Source organism: Roseiconus lacunae (assembly GCF_008312935.1).
In the GTDB taxonomy this organism is placed as follows: Bacteria; Planctomycetota; Planctomycetia; order Pirellulales; family Pirellulaceae; genus Stieleria; species Stieleria lacunae.
The window spans coordinates 193,864-210,734 of record NZ_VSZO01000079.1 but is presented as its reverse complement, the minus strand read 5'-3'; the positions used below and the strand labels follow the sequence as shown (position 1 = coordinate 210,734).

Sequence of the window (16,871 nt, the reverse complement as noted above, 5' to 3'; positions counted from 1 at the left end):
AGAGGGGAGGAGTGGTTGCGACGTACCGGCGGCTAGCGCCTTGTCGCTCGATTGCTTTTCACCGGCGGCTAGCGCCTTGCCGCTCGATTGCTTTTCACCGGCGGCTAGCGCCTTGCCGCTCGATTGCTTTTCACCGGCGGCTAGCGCCTTGCCGCTCAGTCGCTTTGTTATTGGCGAACCGCTAGGTCGCTCAGTTTGAAACCGTAGGCTTGTTCGCAGCGGAAAATTGGCTTGGCAAGCCACCTCGCCACAGCGCGAGTGCTCGTCCGGCATGCGACAAAAACGTGAAGTTCTTCTCAATCGTTGCTCGATCCATCGCAATGATTTCACGGGTTAACCACTGAGTCGCTCGGATGATCGATTCTCGCGGGGGTTGCAATTCTTCTGGTGCCATCGCCCACCATTCGAGGACGTGTCCCGTCGCCAAAATTCGTCGACTGAGCTGGTTCGTTGTCGGGTCAGCAACCGTTCGACTTGCGTCTGGCCAATTCCCGTCCCAAAAGCCCTCGGCAGATTGTGAACACAACAGTCGCTGATTGATCACCAACAGGTAGTCAATGACTCGTTGCCGTGTGAGATCGGTAAGCAGGGGGATCACACCTTCAGACTGCATCTGATCATCAATCCGAAGTAGCATCGTAAGCGTATAGAGTCGATGCTGTCCGTAACAAACTCCTTCGGGCTGTTCCTGTCGCATCAGCCGATCGGCGAACGTGTTGAAATCAATCTCCTGCCCTTCGCACGTATACCAACCGGCACCGCTTGTGGCATAAAACGCCGTCGCAAGTGCGGTCCATTCGTACTCTCGTTGATTGACGCAGAATTGATTCAAGCCATAAGCGAGTACATCGCGGACTGTGCCGATTCCTGTCGAGGTTTTCACCGTTTGTGATAGGGGGACGCCGATTTCACACAGGGTTCCCATCAAATGATCAACGTGGCTGACCGATGCTCTTCCTGATTGAGTTGTAACCGCGATGCCCTGATCGAACAGTCGAAGCAGCGGCGTATGTGGATCCCACATCCGCGCGAATACATCATCATTGATCAGGATCGTCAACATTCTCTTTCCCGACAACGATTCATCATCAAACTGTGCGTTGGTTCCCCACATTCGAATCGCATGATCAATGAAATTGACTTTCGTCGGCTGCTCATTGAACCGGGGACGAAGCTTGTAAAGCACAGTCGCAAGGTGATCATCGCTAACGGCGAATGGATAGTCATACAGCGGACCGACCACACGAGGTCGATCACGGAGGATTGGTACGGTGGGACGTTTATTAATCTGTCCCGATCGTTGCCAGCCGAGCAGACCAACGGTCAGCCAAATCGCAATTTGCGTCAAGTAAAACTTTGTCATTGGATTTCACCATAGATGCGTTTATCGTTTCTTTTCCAGCAAGATCGATCGCTCGTCTTCGTATGTGACTTCCCAAGAAGCAACACCACGACGAATCTTTCGGATGAGCACCTGCTGGTCTGCTTTGTCAATAATGATCCCGTCTAGGGAATACTTTTCCGCGATCCTTGGCCACGCAGTCTGGCCACGATAAATCGATTGGTAGTCATTCAGTACGCTTCGCGGAATCACACCTTGATCAGAACCAACCATCAAAGGAATCTTGACTCGAGTCTGAAGCCAATCGCTCCAGTGAATCGGGCAGCACATGAGTGATGCGGGTGGCCGTTCCTTCAGATGCTCGCTCAACCCGATAGGCAAGTTCGCACCGACGACTGCGACTTCACTTCGCTGCTTTCCGCCTAAGACGGCCGATCCCCATGGCGAAAAACTGAAGCCCATCCAAATCATCAAACCGCAGGTGAGCGTGAATACGAATCGAAGTGGTTTCGGCTGGGCTGATTGCGTTGTTGAACTTGACCCGACGGATTCATCGGGTGATGTGCTTCGAGCATTAAGAACTGCGATCGAAAGCAAGAATGATGGAGCTAGCCAAACCAGCAGTGAAGGATTGAAGGCGACCCCGACCGTCGCCAATAGCGGCGTGGCCATCACAAATGCCGAAGTCTGACTTCGCCTGGATAAAGCGACCCAAACCGTCCAACCGATCATGACAAATGCCCCGGGCAGACTTGCCATCGGAGTCATCGTCCACTGACCGAGCGATCCTACCAAGGGATTCCCCTGCGTCCAAACGAATGCCTCCCAAAGTCTCCAGCCCTGGGGATTAACCAGCGTTGCGGCCGTGGAGATTTCAAAGAGCAGAACACGTGATCGAAACTCGTGAGAGCGGAACGCAATCCGCCAACCATGACGAATCGATCGGTCCACCCAAACGGAAACGGCGAAGCAGCCAAGCCAAGCCAAGCCGATCAAGAACGACAGGTCAACGTTCGCCCAGAAGCTGAACAATAATGCGATCGCTATCCAATTGAATTTTGATGCCCGGCACCAACAATGCCTGGGCCTCGTGTAACCCATGGATTTGGAAAGAAGCAAAGCCAACGCGAAGAATGCGATTTGCCCAAAGGTGCTGGGATCAAGTCCACGAGTAAAAATAAATGCGTTGCCGATCATGACCAATGACCCGACTATCGCGATCAATGGTCCGCCGATACGAAATAGCAATGTCGTCCAGCCGATCAAAACGAGTGTTTGAATACTTGCAAGCGTGAACGAAAGCAGCTCTGCTCCGCCGACTTCATTAAGCCCGGCGATGATTTCGTGCGATGCCCAACCGGATTCAAAAGACCGCATTCCGATCGAAAGCGGGAAACGCTCTGTCAAGGCTAGCCGAGACTGACCTTTGACAACGCTAGCCCACGTCGCCTGGCTCGAAACGGGTAGGTAACTAAGCAGCAAAAAGAGCGAGATGGACAAGCCACAAAGCACGGCGTGATACCATCGTAAGACACAGCTATCTGGAAGCATTGCTTCGAGCTGGTAACTCGAAGTCGCTTGCCGAAGTTCAGTCGACACGGCGAAATATATGGGGCTGTTAGGATGTCGTCCCCAACACTGCTTCAGCAAACATGCGTCGCCTCGTCTTCCGGTGACAGCCGGGACCGGCAATCGGTCGGCGTGTTGGATGAGCGGTCTTGGGTCTCGCCAGCAGATGTTTCACGAGCGAGCTGGCTAGGAATTCCTTCGACGACATTCCTGAGGGAAAACGATCATTTGCGAAAAATTTCTGGTCTAGCAGAGTTTGACGACTGCTGCGGTCGTAACAGTTATCGGTCTTCGCTAAGTCCGTAGACGCTAGTACAGAAGTCGACCGCACTTGAATGAGGGTCGGCAGCGTCGGCGAAGGATGAACCGGAACTTGACGCGGAGTGCCCGGTCGCACTGCCGGTTTGATAAGTTTGATTGATCTGCTGAACTCCGCGTGCGACGTCGGTCAGTTCGGACACCACCGCATCCCGCAACGCGGTCAGCCCTGCGATCAACCCAATCACCATGATGGTCACCACCAAAATCAGTTCAATTGAGATGACAAATCCACGATCGTCATGCCAGAATCGCGATCCAGTGGCACGGCATCGGTTTTGAAGCGTAGCGAGAGAAGACATACAGATCTCAGCGGTGCCAAATGACGTCGGGATAAGTTTGCCGAACCCTCATGTCGAATCGATCCCAGTCGGTCGAACTTAGTTGCCGAAAACAACCCGCCCGCCATAGTCGGTGACATCCCATTTCCCTTCGCTATTTCCAGGAGGAATGTTGAAGATCACGCACGCGTCTCGCTGTCCGTACAAATAGTCAGAATGATCTTCGAATCCGGCGCCCGCTGTTTGTGCCGAACGACCGACGACGCCGCGAAGTTCGTAACTTTGATTGATCTCTTGGACACCGGATGCGGTATCGGCAAGTTCTTCGACGACACCATCCCGGATCGCGGTAAAGGCGACCAGAAGGCCAACCACCACGATGGTGGCGAGGAAGACCGCTTCGACGGAGACAATCGCCCCGGATTCATCGCGATAGAACGCTGACAGTTTTCGAGTCATTTGACTTTCTCCAGAAGAAGCTGGTACTTCGTCAACATCTGAGACAAGGATTCACCGATTGGCGCTAGCCACGGCTTCAGTGCAATCACCGGGGCTAATGCTTGTCGGCTGATGAGCCAAACCCGAACATTGGCTCTAGACGGAGCACTGGAAAAACAACAAGCTGGCACGCGCGGCGCGCCAGCCTGTCGACAATGATCATGAAGCACAGACGAAAGCTTAGAATTCGTCTGCAGGTGCACCATCAAACGTGATGCAGTTGTCAGCTTGACCAGAGATATCGTTTGGCGAATCGCAGAAATCCAACGAGTCTTGGAAGTTCGATCCGGCGGTCGACGCACTGTGACCGGTGACACCGTTGTAGCTATACGACTGGTTAAGATCTTGAACGGCACCGGCAGTGTCCGACAATTCGCTGACGACGCCGTCGCGAACCGCGGTCAATCCGGTAAGTAAACCGATCACACAGATGGTCGAAATCAGAACCAATTCGATCGAAACGACGAAACCAGCATCGTCATTCCATAGTTTTTGAGCAGTGGCTTTCACTGTTAAATCTCCAAAGAATAGGGTAACGACCGGCTTTTTCACTGACCGCCGAATCGTGTGTGAGTGAATTGGCTTTCACTCGACAGAACCCTAGGTCAAAGAATGAGGGTGAACCCTCAGTGACCCTAAAAAAGAAAGATTCACGTGAAAATTGCGTCTTCGCGTCAGATTATGCCTACCGAAGACTGGATTTCACGCCAGCCATTCGGGCGGACTGCTCTAGGCGCGCGAACTCAGCCAAGCCTCTCGCCGCGACGTCAAGTTTTGGATCCAGTTCGAGGGCCTGGTGATAATGTCGCTTGGCCTGTTCAAGCTTCCCCGCCGATGAGAACACAAACGCGATGTTCGATTGAGCTTCGGCCTCCGATCCGGTTTGCCGAAACAATTGCAATGCTTCATCGAACCGCCCTTGTCGTCCCACAACAAGCGCTAGGTTATTCGCCAATCGCTCATCTGAGGGTTCGATCGACAAGGCATCCTTCAACAAGGATTCCGCGTCTCGATCCTCTCCCGCGAGATAGTGAGCATAGCCGAGATCGCCAAGGATTGCTGCGGATGTGGGTTGTTCCTCTGACGCGATGACAAGCTGCTCGATCGCTTCGTCCAATCGTTCGAGTTTCAGCAGCACAATTCCATAGCGGTGTCGCGCTTCAGTATGATCGGAGTGATCGTCCAGTAGTTGCCGATACAGATCGAGCGCGTCCTTGATATCCCCATTGTGCTCCACCATCCGCGCGACACCGAAGCGGACATCGACCGAATCTGTCACCGCATTCTTCAACAGCGACGCACTATTGGAAGGCACCAGAGTGGAGCAACCGGAAAGCAACATAGAGAACGCCAGACCGAGCCAACTCGCCATGCATTGATTTTGTCTGACTCGCCGCCCGCACCACGAGACGGTTTGAAACGTATTGCTTGGCTGCAAGTTGGTCATCGATTTGCCCCCGCACGACTGCCGCGTCCTATCGCACCTTGAGTATAAATCGAGTTCTCGAAGGCAGCGGCCGCTTCGGTCGCTTCGAGTCCAGTCGGAAAAGCGGGGGCCACCACCACCATCGAGTCTGCATCGACTACGCCGTAGGATTCAAGCACTTCGACGACGACTTCTCTGCGATACTCGTCAAGTTGTTCGTTAAAGTGAACCGGGTAGTGATGCTCGGTCTCCCAGCGTTTACTGGTGTTGCTTCTTTCGACAAAAACCTGAGGGGTGAGATCAAGCGTGGGTTGGTCTCGCAATCGCGTGGCTAGTTGCCTGACGTGATCTTCACCGGCGGGGGTCAGGCGTAGACCGTGAGGCCTGACCTCTCCGACATAGTCGAACAAGCTGATGGCTTTCTTGCCAGCCGCCCGGCGAGCCGGGTCTTCTTGTAAGTTGATTTCGAACTCGTGCATGTACACGATGAACTTCGCCTGCTCGGCATTGTCTTCTTGACGTTGGTTGATCGCGTCGACTTCCGACCCGAGCATCTGCGGTTCGATGACGTTTCCTTGAGGCGGTCGGACATGACAGCCGACGATGACTGTCACTAGCCACCACGATCCGATGTGCAGGCAACGTCTACGGTCGAACTGGCACTCTGATTTCAAGTCCTGCTTATGTAAACCCCGTGTCACTTCGAAACTCCGCAGGGACCGGCAATGTAGGCATCGTGCAACAAGAGTGAACGTTTGACGGTCGTGTGAAGCCGTTGCTTCAAACTGCGTTCGTCTTTACCACGCCGTTGTTGGGCAACTTCCGGCCACACGGTGCTTCGATGGTCAAACCCCTGATATCCTTCGATCAACTGCCGGAGAAAAAAATCATTGTCGGTCGGATCGCTCACATGCATTCCCGGCAAAAACAACGGCACCTCTTCACTTTCAAGCGGATGAACTAATTCTGGGCTAACGAGGACGATTAATTCTGTTTCAAATCGTGACGTTTGTCGGGTGGAGAATAGATGCCCGAGCAGCGGAAGATCGCCGACGTACGGTACTCGCGTGCGTTGACCACCTTGTTCTTCCTGAATCAGCCCCGCGATCGCCAGCCATTGTCCCTCACGCAAATCAACCGTCGTTTCAACACTGCGAAGATTCAGTCCCGGAATTCCGCCAACGGTGGCATCCGAATTAAGGGTACTAAACGAAGGCGAAACCTCCAGACGCACCAGGTCTTTGTCAGTGACCGTAGGGGTGAAATTTAATTCTGTGCCAAACCCGCGAAAGGTCGTTGTTGCCGCGCCTACACCGCCAACTCCGACCGTCGTCGGAACCGCAAACTCACCACCGGCAAGAAACCGTGCCGGCTTTCCACTGATCGTGACGAGCGTCGGTTCGGCAAGGATTTTTCCATAACCGTGAGTTGCGATTGCACTCAGGAAAAACTCAACATCGCCATCGTCCAGAATCACCGAAAGATTACTTGCACCTGAAATCGTGCTGCGTAAATCGAGTGACTTGATCAACGAAGTGAAATTAGTACCCGCCCCGCGGCTTGAGTTCCGCACCAACTCGGCGACTCGCACCTTCAGCATCACCTGCTGCTCACCGGGGACACGCAACAGATTGATGAACCGATTGGAATCTAGGTCATCAAAATTATCATCGTACGGATCGCGGTTTCGGTCGACGACACCAAGATCATCGGCCCGGCCGAACCGATCACGATCGTAAGGGTCATCGCCAAGCAAACGCATAATCTCGGCCGCTTCCTTCGCGTCTCTCGCTTGCCCCCGCACGATGACTTTATCGTCAATCGGGAATAGAAAAACCTGACTGTTGGGAAACAGTTCGTTAATGCGTGACTGCAATGATTTGTATCGAGCTTCCCTGCGACGCTGTTCTTGTTCGGCATCGTCGACTTCCACATAGTACCTCAGCACCTGAGTGCCTTTGTCGGGTACGTCAAACCAGAATGTGATGGTTGTTTCGCCGACTTGCTTCCCAATGATCTCGATCTCATCATCATCGAACAGGTGGATGTCCAAAATCTCCGGATCGGTGATAGCGGTACGGCGGACCGGAACTTTGGTGCGAATGATCTTCGACTGCGACGGTTCAACACGAAGCAGCATCTCGGGTTCGTAAATTTCTTCGATTAACGAATTTTCTTTCGCAATCGAAATTGATGAAGGGTTCTCAAGCGGTCCTGTTTTGTCAGCGGTCGGTCGGTCAGCCAAGACCTGGCCGCTACAGCGTTGCACGCCAGATGCGACAAACGCCACCACCATGCAAACGATCTGCATAGAAGACAGCGAATGAATCAAAACGGTGGAGATGCGGAGGAGCGAGAACAAGCGTAACGAACAGTTTTTCGACTTTTTTGCGGGAAAGACTCATGCGTGAAATACGCAATCGCTCCATTTCGCCGAAAGGCCAAATCAAAACTCGCGATTCGTCTCGCCCATCAAGGCAACACATTTGCTATCAACTGCGGCTCATCCATTGAAACTGGAGAGTCCGGAGAGTTTGGAGAAATGCCAAATGGGAATCCGTCGGTAAGCGGAGGAAAACGGACTCAGCGATCGAGTCGACGACCGATGGAAGCTGAGTGTGATTGACTGTCTCGGCAACGGATGTATGCATTGATGAACGCCCCCTATCCAACCTATGCGGGTCATCGTCGGCAAGTCTTTGGCGTCATTGGCGGATTGATTTGGAGCCTATTGGCAGGCGGACTTGCTGCCCAAGAAATTGAGAGCGACAGAATACTGATCAACGCGATCGCAGAAACTTCTCCCCCGCTCGTCCAGCCAACAGGATTGCATGACGTCTCGTGTTCGAGCTGCTGTGATGCAGGGCTGTCCGTATCGCTGACCGATCCACCGGGAACACTGGTTCGTCGACTTCCGTATGATGCGATGCAGATGGATTACTACCATCGCCCGTACCATGGTTATGACGTCCCGGCACACTACGCGGCGTCACCGCCCCATCGCACCGAGTCGATTACCCCAGAGAAGCCGGCGATCAAGAATCCCTATCGGACGAGCCAGCTTGAGACGATTTATCGGTCTGTCGAATCGAAGGTCTTGAGATCAGAAGCTCGCTCAGTTCGTCGTGCGGCGGCCGAAACCGTAGCCGAGCGTTTACAAAAAGATCGGCCATTAGAATTCGTCGACTGGAAAGCCCATGAGCAGGCCCGTTTGCAATGGGAAGCGTCGCACGGTCAACGACCGCTTGAAGTAGAAGCATTCCGGAATCTAGTTGACCAAGAGATCAATACTCGGGGACGAAAGTCGCTGTCCGAACTGATCTTAGGAACTGCGGTCGAGTTCCGACCGATTCATCGCGACAACGAATAGCTAGCGGAGCCATGTTGTCAGCTTTGGAAACAATCGCCCGACGCGGTTTTGATAGTCCGCGTATTGATCAAAATGCTGACGGAGAGACCGTTCTTCGATCAACGATTTTTTGTTGAGAACAAAAAGCAATCCGATCCACATCAGTAAACGCATCTGATCGAGCGGCGCTCCCAGCGTGGCCGCGGTGAACCATAGCAGTCCCGTATACATCGGATGCCGTACGATCCGGTATGGGCCGCTGGTCGTCAGCTTCGTCGAGGGAGTCACGGCGGGAGCAACGCGAATATTGCGCAGCCCGATCTGAAACCATGCGGCGATCGCCAGTACCGCGCCCGGAGTTCCGGCAAGGATGGCAATCCATGGAAATGGCGTCCATTGAATTGTGAGCACCAGCGCGGCTGAAAAGACAAACTGTAAGACGATCGCGATCGGATGATTGTCGCCGAATTCGCGTTTGCGTTCAGCGTTCATTACCTGGTGGAGCTACTGTTGCGTGAGGTAACCGAGCGAATCGAGAAAAGCAATCGTTTTGCTCAACGTGTCCTTGTAAGCGTCTCCTTTGTTGAAGAAACCATGCGGTGCTCCCTCGTAAAGATGCAGTTCGTTACGAACACCAAGCTCTTTCAACTTGTCGCGGAACGCTTCGGCCGTGGTGACGGGGATCAGCTTATCCTTCGTACCTAAGAAGACGATCGTCGGTGGGACATCTTCATCGAGGCGATGTAAGGGCGAAATATCTTTGTAGTAATCCTTGACCCGATCATAGCCATAGCCATCGGGACCGTTGTCGTAGACGGGGTTAAACAATACGAGCGCACTCGGTACCGGACTGACCGTCGTGTCATCGGTGGGGGCGTCAAACGCATCGACGGTTGCCGTCGATGCGGCCACGTGACCACCTGCAGAACCGCCTCCCGCCGCGATTCGATTCGGATCGATGTTGAATCGTTTGGCGTTGGACCTTAGCCAACGCATTGCCGACTTGCCATCGGCAACGCACTCCTGCGGAGTCGTGCCGTGCTGCTTTCGCACACGATACTCGGCACAGGCGGCAACCATTCCGCGATCGGCGAGTGCCCTCGACTGCCCATAGAATTGCGAAGGCGATCCGCCAACCCATCCTCCGCCGAAATAAAATATGATCGCCGGCCTAGACGTTTGCGAGTCAGCCTGCTTGTTGGGCTCGAAGATGTGAAGTTTTAATTCGACCTCGCCAATTGTCTTGTAAACCACCGTTTGGTCGGGCGAGGGTTTCGCCTGGGAAGTCTTCTTTTTTACGGACGCCGTTTCACCCGCCGCCAGGGGTTGGTTTGCCAAAAGAGTGATCGCAAGAAGAGCCGCAAGGTGCGCTGTGGGACGAGGCATGGAAGGATCCTGAATCGGAGGAGTAGGCAGGTTTAATCGCCTCTATAATACCATGCCCACCATTAGAACGCGTTGTTTCCCGTTGGACCCTGGCTCACGGCATCGGTCCATCCATCGCTCGCGTCTTTCGTATTCCAAAGTCCGTTAGGTTTCTGTGGAAGACAGTCCTTAGCGTCGTGTTCGGCCGAAAGGAACTTTGAAACCTTTCTGGATACGATGCCTGCAATCCGTGTGGCGATGACGCTAGTGCCCGTCTCGACCAAAGGGATTGGTTCGGCTCATCAGCTAACGGCGTTTGCCACGATGCTTGCACCGAAACCGTGACTTAGGCCATTCGAATCCCCCTGATATTGAACTGGAACGAAACACTAACGTTTCGTCTTCGTTGGCAATGAGGCAAAGCTACAGTCGACGCAGACCGTCCTCGGTCATCGGATTGGGGATTTCGAAATCAATTTGATCGATGCGATCGAGTGTTTCAGAATCAAGAATCAAGTCTTTTGCCGCCAGTGATTCGTCGAGCTGCTCGAGTGACGTCGCCCCGATAATTGTGGAGGCAACGAAGTCGTGCTGCCGGCTCCAGGCAACAGCCAAGGCCGTCACGGTGGTGCCGATATCGTTGGCGATTTCGATCAAGCGCCGCGTTGTTTCGAGCGTACGATCGTTCACGAAACGCTGCGCCATTCGTTTCTGGCGTTCGGCATCACCATTAAGGTATGCAGTGAACCGAGCCCCGGGTGGCGGTCCATCCTGGTACTTTCCAGTTAGAACGCCTCCGCCGAGGGGAGAATACGGAAGCAAGGAGAGATTCTCTTGGCGACAAACCTGAGCGAGTTCGCTTTCACAGCGACGGTTGATCAAGCTGAAATTATTCTGAACAGTCTCGTAGCGGTACAATTCACAGACATCGGCGGCCCAGCATGCCTTCATCATGCCCCACGAGGTCTCGTTGCTGGCCCCAAACGTACGAATTTTTCCTTCGTCACGTAGGTCAGACAACACCCCCAAGACTTCTTCGTAGGGCATGCCGTGATCGGGCCAATGGGTCTGATACAGGTCGATGTAGTCGACATCTAAACGTCGCAATGAATCTTCACACGCCTGCACGATTTGCCGACGATCAAGTGCCGTTTTTCCATGACGAACCGGCGGTTTGAACCAGCCATGGCCTGGGCCTGTGACTTTGGTCGCGACGATCACCGTTTCTCGCGGCTTGGTCTTGATCCAGCGCCCGACGATTTCTTCGGTGACACCAAAATGATCTGCCGAAGGCGGTACGGGATAAAGTTCTGCGGCATCAAAGAAATCGATCCCGGCGTCGTACGCGGTATCGCAGATCTGGTGGCTCAGCTTTTCGTCACATTGTGATCCGAACGTCATCGTTCCCATACAGATGTCACTGACAACGATGCCACTTCGCCCAAGCCTTCGATATTCCATGATGATCCAATCCGATTCGCGTCAACGGTACCCATTCGAGCGCCCCATGATAGGTTGCCGAACGAGTTGTTCCAATCGCCCACGACGAAAAAAGGGGTCAGGACTCTTTTGCAAGCGTGGTGGTGGGCGGTGGTTGCCAATCCGGCGCCCCCGGGGCTAATGCCATCGGCTCACTTGCATAGCCCAGTCTTGTCATGCAGGCTTACTGACCGCGTCAATGGCTGACAATACAAAACGCATCCAGTCCAGATCCATTCTCAGTGACCGACGCCGTAAAGTGTGAATGGGGCCCAGAGTTTCGGTGAATCAAATTTCTCGCGCGTTTCTAACATCGCGGCGCGTAGGGCAGCCGACTTGGTTGCGCCTTTCTTGAGTGCGTCGTAAAAGTGCACCATCAAAAACGCGGTCGCTTGGTCATTGACTGGCCAAAGAGAAACGACAACGGTTGGCACCCCGGCCGACAAGTATCCTCTGGAGAGCCCGACGACACCTTCGCCTGAGATTTTTCCGCGTCCTGAGTCACAGGCACTGAGGACCGTCATGTCCGCTTCGAGACTCATTCGCATAATTTCGCTGACCGTTAAGAATCCGTTTTCTTTTTCATCAGGCGTCAAAGCGATCGCTGAAAGATACGGCTGACTGAGCACATTTTCGCCTTCGAGCAATCCGTGCGAAGCGAGATGAATCACGGGAGCGAGCTTCATGCGTGACCGGACTTCGGATTCTTTCGCCAACTCTCCCAATAACGGCGTGATGCCGAGCATTTGCGCAATTGCTTTCGCCTCGCGTTCCGCCCCCGGCAATTCGCTTAGCGGCACAGCAGGTTTGTCAGGCCGTGATTGATACGAAGGCATCTTGGGGTTGCCGACGACCAGAATGTCATCGAACTTCAGTTTGCCTGCGGTGCCTCGCCGTGATGCCGACAGTTTGTACGCGCCGATTGAGGCAGCATGAATGATGGTGTGTTGCTGGATTAAGCGGTCCCCATTGCTTTTGGTTAACGCCGCAAACGGAATCGCGAACAGTTCCCGGTGAGGAACGACTACGACTTCTTGGTCGGCTTGCTCAGGTAGCCAGTTTTCGATCGGTGCGATCAAGATCCGAGACAACCGTTGCACCGCATCGGGGCCTTCGGTCGCCGCGTCAGCCGCCCCCGGTGCCGTTTGTTTCTTTTTAGAGTTATTCGTATTGCTTGAGTGCTGGGGCTTCGGTGGGTAAACGACGTCGCGAGCCTGTTTGACAAGATCGGAAAGGTCCCGATCAAGCGTAACCTGTTTAAATTGAATCTCGCCACTCGGTTGAATCACCCAGATAAACAGCTTGTTAGATCGGCTAATGGCATAGCGGGATCCAAGGGCAGTGCGGGTGAAATAGTCGAGGGGGTGGATGACAGAGTATTCGACAAAGGTGCAGTTTTCCTGCCTAGCGAGTTCACGAATTTGCTCCAGAGTCAGCGTCGCCGTGTCGTCGGGTGCGAGTTCAAAGTTGCGCCGCATAGCATCGATTTGAGCTTGCGATCGTCCGCGTTCGCTTTCGATGAGGGCGTCGTGCGATCGGTTTGCGTCAACCAAGATTTGCTGACGGATCGCACTCAAGCTTGACGGAATCTCGGAATAGGCGGTTAGTGTCGCGTCCAAATTCCCGATCCCTTGCTTGGCCAGTGACTGAGCTTGCCGAACGGCGTGCTGATAGCCCTTTTCGGCAAGGTCGGCGGCCTCGATCGCAGCGTCCGAATTACCTGCTTGTTGGTAAAACGCTGCGGCGGCAAGTCGGTCCATCATGGCAGACTGGGCACCGACCGAGAAACGCATTAGGAACGGCAACATCGCGATTTTCGATGCGGCAGCTTTATCTGCCCACTCGGCTGCGTGTCCCGGATTCCCATTAGCGATTGCAAGCTGGGCCATTTGGGTTTGTGCCATCGACTTGCCTGCCAAACGGTTGGCGTCATCTGCCTCATCGCCGCCGGCGAGTGCCTTGTTAAGCAAACTTTCGACGGTTTCAAGTTTTTGCCGTCGGAGCAGCACCGAAACGGCTCCAAAAATAGCTTGGTCGATCGCGGCCTGCTTACCCGATTCAATCGCCAACTGAAGTTGTTTTGAAAAGACGTCTTCGGCAAGCTCGTATTCGCCGGTCGTTAGGCAAGCATTGCCGATTGGCAGGTTGGTATAACTGGCCAAGTCATTTCGGCCCAGCTCGATGGCAAGCATGCGAGCTTCTTTGAGTGCCGGAAGACCAAGATCGAAGAGGCGGCCAAGTACACAAGCCTGACCGTATTGATAGCCAACCCAAAAAGCTTCCTCACTGTTCGGTGTCGACGATTTGACTTCGGCATACGCGGCTTGCAACGCACCGATCGATGCGACGACGTCGCCAGAAGAAAGTAACTGCTGGCCTAACGTCTTTAACACCGTGACACGGAGCTTGGGTTTGTCACCGACTTTTTTGAGGAGACTCAGATAGAATTCGTTGCCAGCGTCACCGCGGAGATGATTGAGGATCTTACCCGCAGTCATCAGCGACGATTTCAGTGCGTTTTCGTCGTCGTTTTTGATCGCCAATCCGATCGCTTCGTCAACGCGTTCGGAGGCAAGCTGCCATCGCTGAGCCATGACGTGCTGTTCGGCCGAAGCACTCAGTAACGTGGCCAACGTTGCTGAATCGACCGAACCTCGAACGGCTTTGATCGTTGCATCGATCGTCGCTTCTTGCGCGACCGCTGGAGTCAGCCACCCACTGCACAGAACCAAAAGAGACACAACAAGCGGACGGTACATGCCAAGATCCTGTGGGCTCGGTGGTGATGGCAAAGAAAGAGCGGGCGTGAAACGGTTTGTCGATGAAGTCTCTTAGGTACTTTCGGCGGCACGGCCGTCGTCGGACGACGGGAGCGGCATCGGTTTAAAGACAGGCCCAATAGGCTGGCCGAACGTTGCATCGCGATAACCGGAGTCAACGCCCACCGGCTGATAGATCAGAGCAAGCGTCTTCGGACAGGATGCCCGCTGTTGCATTCCCGCGGCTCGTCGCTACTCTTTTGCCGGTTTCGACCGGCGAAAGAGTAACGGAGGCGTTTAACGATCGTCGGCTCGATTACTTGCCCATCGCTTCGACGACGGCCTTGCCCATGTCGGCGGGGGTTGGCGCCACGACGATCCCTGCGGCTTCCAAGGCAGCGACTTTCTCGGTCGCCGTTCCTTTCCCGCCGCTGATGATCGCACCGGCATGCCCCATACGTTTTCCGGGAGGCGCGGTACGACCGGCGATGAATGCCGCCACGGGCTTGGTAACGTGTTCCTTGACGAACGCCGCGGCCTCTTCTTCGGCCGAACCGCCGATTTCACCGATCATCAGGATCGCTTCGGTCTGATCGTCGGCCTGATAGCGTTTGAGCAGATCGATGTAGTTAGTTCCGACGATGGGGTCACCGCCCAAACCGACACAGGTGCTTTGGCCAAGCTTGAGCGAGGACGTTTGCCAAACGGCTTCGTAAGTCAACGTCCCGCTGCGGCTCATCACGCCGACCTTTCCCGGCTGGTGAATATAGCCAGGCATGATGCCAATTTTGCATTCGCCGGGGGTGATCAAGCCGGGGCAGTTCGGCCCGATCAGGACGGCGTCGCTGGCACGAACTTTCTCATACACTCGAACCATGTCCAGGACGGGGACGCCTTCGGTGATTGCGGCGATGACTTTGATGCCCGCGTCGAGCGCTTCCATGATGGCGTCGGCGGTGAATGGTGGAGGGACGAAAATCATCGTGGCATCGGCGCCGGTTTCTTGAACCGCTTCTTCGACGGTGTCAAAGACGGGGATGCCTTCGACGTTCTGGCCGCCCTTTCCGGGCGTTACGCCACCGACCATTTTCGTGCCATAGTCGCGACAGCCAAGACTGTGGAATGTACCAGCTTTCCCGGTAATCCCTTGGCAAATCACTTTGGTGTCGGCATTGATTAGGATACTCATTGAATCTTATGCATTTAGCGAAGTGTGTGTTGTCGTTGTCAAAAACCAGTCGAGCGTGATCGGGTCAGACCCCGGTCGCTTCCACAATTTTCTTGGCGGCATCGGTAATGTCGCTCGCGGTGATGATGTCGACGTCACTATCGGCGAGCATCTTTCGGCCCTCCTCGACTTCGGTGCCTTCGAGACGCACGACGAGAGGAACTTCAAATCCGACCGTCTTGCTGGCCGCGATCACGGCGGCGGCGATCGTGGTGCAACGTGCGATCCCACCGAAGATGTTGACTAAGACGCCTTTGACGTTGGGATCGGAAAGCAGGATGCGGAACGCTTCGGTGACTTGCTCTTCGTTCGCACTGCCGCCGACGTCCAAAAAGTTCGCGGGCTGACCGCCGTGGTACTTGATGATGTCCATCGTCGACATCGCCAAACCGGCTCCGTTGACCAAGCAGCCGATGTTGCCTTCGAGTTTGACATAGCTGAGGCCTGCGTCGGTCGCTCGGACTTCGCTGGGCTCTTCTTCGCTAAGGTCTCTGAAATCGGCTAATTCGGGGTGGCGATAAAGTGCGTTGTTGTCAAAGTTGATTTTCGCGTCCAGGGCGATCATCTGATCGTCGCCGGTGATGACCAATGGGTTAATCTCGGCGAGTTCGCAGTCATAGTCGACATAGAACTTGCACATCGCGGGCATGAACTTGAACGCCGCTTTGGCGGCCGCGCCGGAAATGCCCAGCTTCTTACAGATCTTGCGAACTTGAAACGCTTCCAACCCGACGTGCGGGTCAAAGTGTTCTTTGAAGATCAGTTCGGGCGTCTTCTCGGCCACCGTCTCGATCTCCATCCCGCCTTCGGTACTGACCATTAAAACGGGTTTGGCCGCGGCACGATCGAGCACGATCCCGAGATACAATTCACGGGCGATGTCGCAACCGGCTTCGACGAAGATTTGGTTGACAGTCTGACCTTCGGGACCGGTTTGAATGGTGACCAATTTTTTCCCCAGCAATCCTTCGGCAGCCGCGCGGGCTTCGTCGGCGCTCTTACAGAGCACAACGCCGTGCTGATTGGGGTTATCGATGACGGTCCCTTTTCCTCGGCCACCGGCATGGATTTGAGATTTTACCACGGCAATTTTGCCGCCGAGCTTGTCGTACGCCTGGGCCGCTTCGTCGGGCGTCTTGGCGACGATGCCCTCCAATACCGGCACCCCGGCCTTTCGAAACAGTTCCTTGCCCTGGAATTCGTGGATTTTCATCGGTCGTCCGATCGCGTTGGTGGGTCGCTATGAGATTGCACTCT

The 16,871-nt window shown here is 54.4% G+C and carries 15 protein-coding genes; 1 reads left to right on the top strand and 14 read right to left on the bottom strand.

Features of this window, described 5'->3' with window-relative positions; all coding sequences use genetic code 11:
* Window positions 1-190: 190 nt before the first annotated feature.
* From FYC48_RS26405 to FYC48_RS26370, 8 genes are all read right to left on the bottom strand, one after another.
* A complete protein-coding gene (locus FYC48_RS26405; protein WP_149499794.1) occupies window positions 191-1,363 on the bottom strand; it encodes a hypothetical protein in 1,173 nt (390 codons plus the stop codon).
* 21 nt (window positions 1,364-1,384) lie between these two features.
* Entirely contained in the window at window positions 1,385-2,941 is a 1,557-nt protein-coding gene (locus FYC48_RS26400; RefSeq protein ID WP_149499793.1) for a hypothetical protein, read from the bottom strand.
* A gap of 251 nt (window positions 2,942-3,192) precedes the next feature.
* On the bottom strand, window positions 3,193-3,531 hold the full coding sequence (locus FYC48_RS26395; protein WP_149499792.1) for a hypothetical protein: 339 nt from the start codon (window positions 3,529-3,531) through the stop codon (window positions 3,193-3,195).
* A 78-nt stretch (window positions 3,532-3,609) separates the two neighbouring features.
* Window positions 3,610-3,969, bottom strand: coding sequence for a Flp family type IVb pilin (locus FYC48_RS26390; RefSeq protein ID WP_149499791.1), 360 nt, complete (start codon window positions 3,967-3,969; stop codon window positions 3,610-3,612).
* A 219-nt stretch (window positions 3,970-4,188) separates the two neighbouring features.
* Window positions 4,189-4,518 carry a hypothetical protein gene (locus tag FYC48_RS26385; RefSeq protein ID WP_149499790.1) on the bottom strand — a complete coding sequence of 110 codons (330 nt, stop codon included), beginning with the start codon at window positions 4,516-4,518 and terminating at the stop codon, window positions 4,189-4,191.
* Window positions 4,519-4,693: 175 nt separating this feature from the next.
* The gene (locus tag FYC48_RS26380; RefSeq protein ID WP_160149781.1) at window positions 4,694-5,380 is read right to left on the bottom strand and encodes a tetratricopeptide repeat protein; all 687 of its coding nucleotides are present in this window, start codon (window positions 5,378-5,380) and stop codon (window positions 4,694-4,696) included.
* A 71-nt stretch (window positions 5,381-5,451) separates the two neighbouring features.
* Complete coding sequence (locus tag FYC48_RS26375; protein WP_160149780.1) at window positions 5,452-6,048, bottom strand: hypothetical protein; 597 nt, start codon at window positions 6,046-6,048, stop codon at window positions 5,452-5,454.
* Window positions 6,049-6,131: 83 nt separating this feature from the next.
* Entirely contained in the window at window positions 6,132-7,745 is a 1,614-nt protein-coding gene (locus FYC48_RS26370) for a type II and III secretion system protein family protein (protein ID WP_149499787.1), read from the bottom strand.
* 342 nt (window positions 7,746-8,087) lie between these two features.
* Between FYC48_RS26370 and FYC48_RS26365 the strand changes: the two genes are divergently transcribed.
* Entirely contained in the window at window positions 8,088-8,804 is a 717-nt protein-coding gene (locus tag FYC48_RS26365) for a hypothetical protein (protein ID WP_149499786.1), read from the top strand.
* Here FYC48_RS26365 and FYC48_RS26360 read toward each other — a convergent pair whose 3' ends face one another.
* From FYC48_RS26360 to sucC, 6 genes are all read right to left on the bottom strand, one after another.
* On the bottom strand, window positions 8,805-9,275 hold the full coding sequence (locus FYC48_RS26360) for a methyltransferase family protein (RefSeq protein ID WP_149499785.1): 471 nt from the start codon (window positions 9,273-9,275) through the stop codon (window positions 8,805-8,807).
* A gap of 12 nt (window positions 9,276-9,287) precedes the next feature.
* Window positions 9,288-10,169 (bottom strand): alpha/beta hydrolase, encoded by an 882-nt coding sequence (locus tag FYC48_RS26355; RefSeq protein WP_149499784.1) that lies wholly within the window; start codon window positions 10,167-10,169, stop codon window positions 9,288-9,290.
* 402 nt (window positions 10,170-10,571) lie between these two features.
* Entirely contained in the window at window positions 10,572-11,609 is a 1,038-nt protein-coding gene (locus FYC48_RS26350; protein ID WP_149499783.1) for an aldo/keto reductase, read from the bottom strand.
* 257 nt (window positions 11,610-11,866) lie between these two features.
* A complete protein-coding gene (locus FYC48_RS26345; RefSeq protein WP_149499782.1) occupies window positions 11,867-14,386 on the bottom strand; it encodes a CHAT domain-containing protein in 2,520 nt (839 codons plus the stop codon).
* A gap of 316 nt (window positions 14,387-14,702) precedes the next feature.
* Window positions 14,703-15,575, bottom strand: a complete 873-nt coding sequence (gene sucD, locus FYC48_RS26340; protein WP_149499781.1) for a succinate--CoA ligase subunit alpha — start codon at window positions 15,573-15,575, stop codon at window positions 14,703-14,705.
* Window positions 15,576-15,639: 64 nt separating this feature from the next.
* Window positions 15,640-16,827: an ADP-forming succinate--CoA ligase subunit beta gene (sucC, locus tag FYC48_RS26335; RefSeq protein ID WP_149499780.1), complete on the bottom strand. Its 1,188-nt coding sequence runs from the start codon at window positions 16,825-16,827 to the stop codon at window positions 15,640-15,642.
* Window positions 16,828-16,871: the final 44 nt, after the last annotated feature.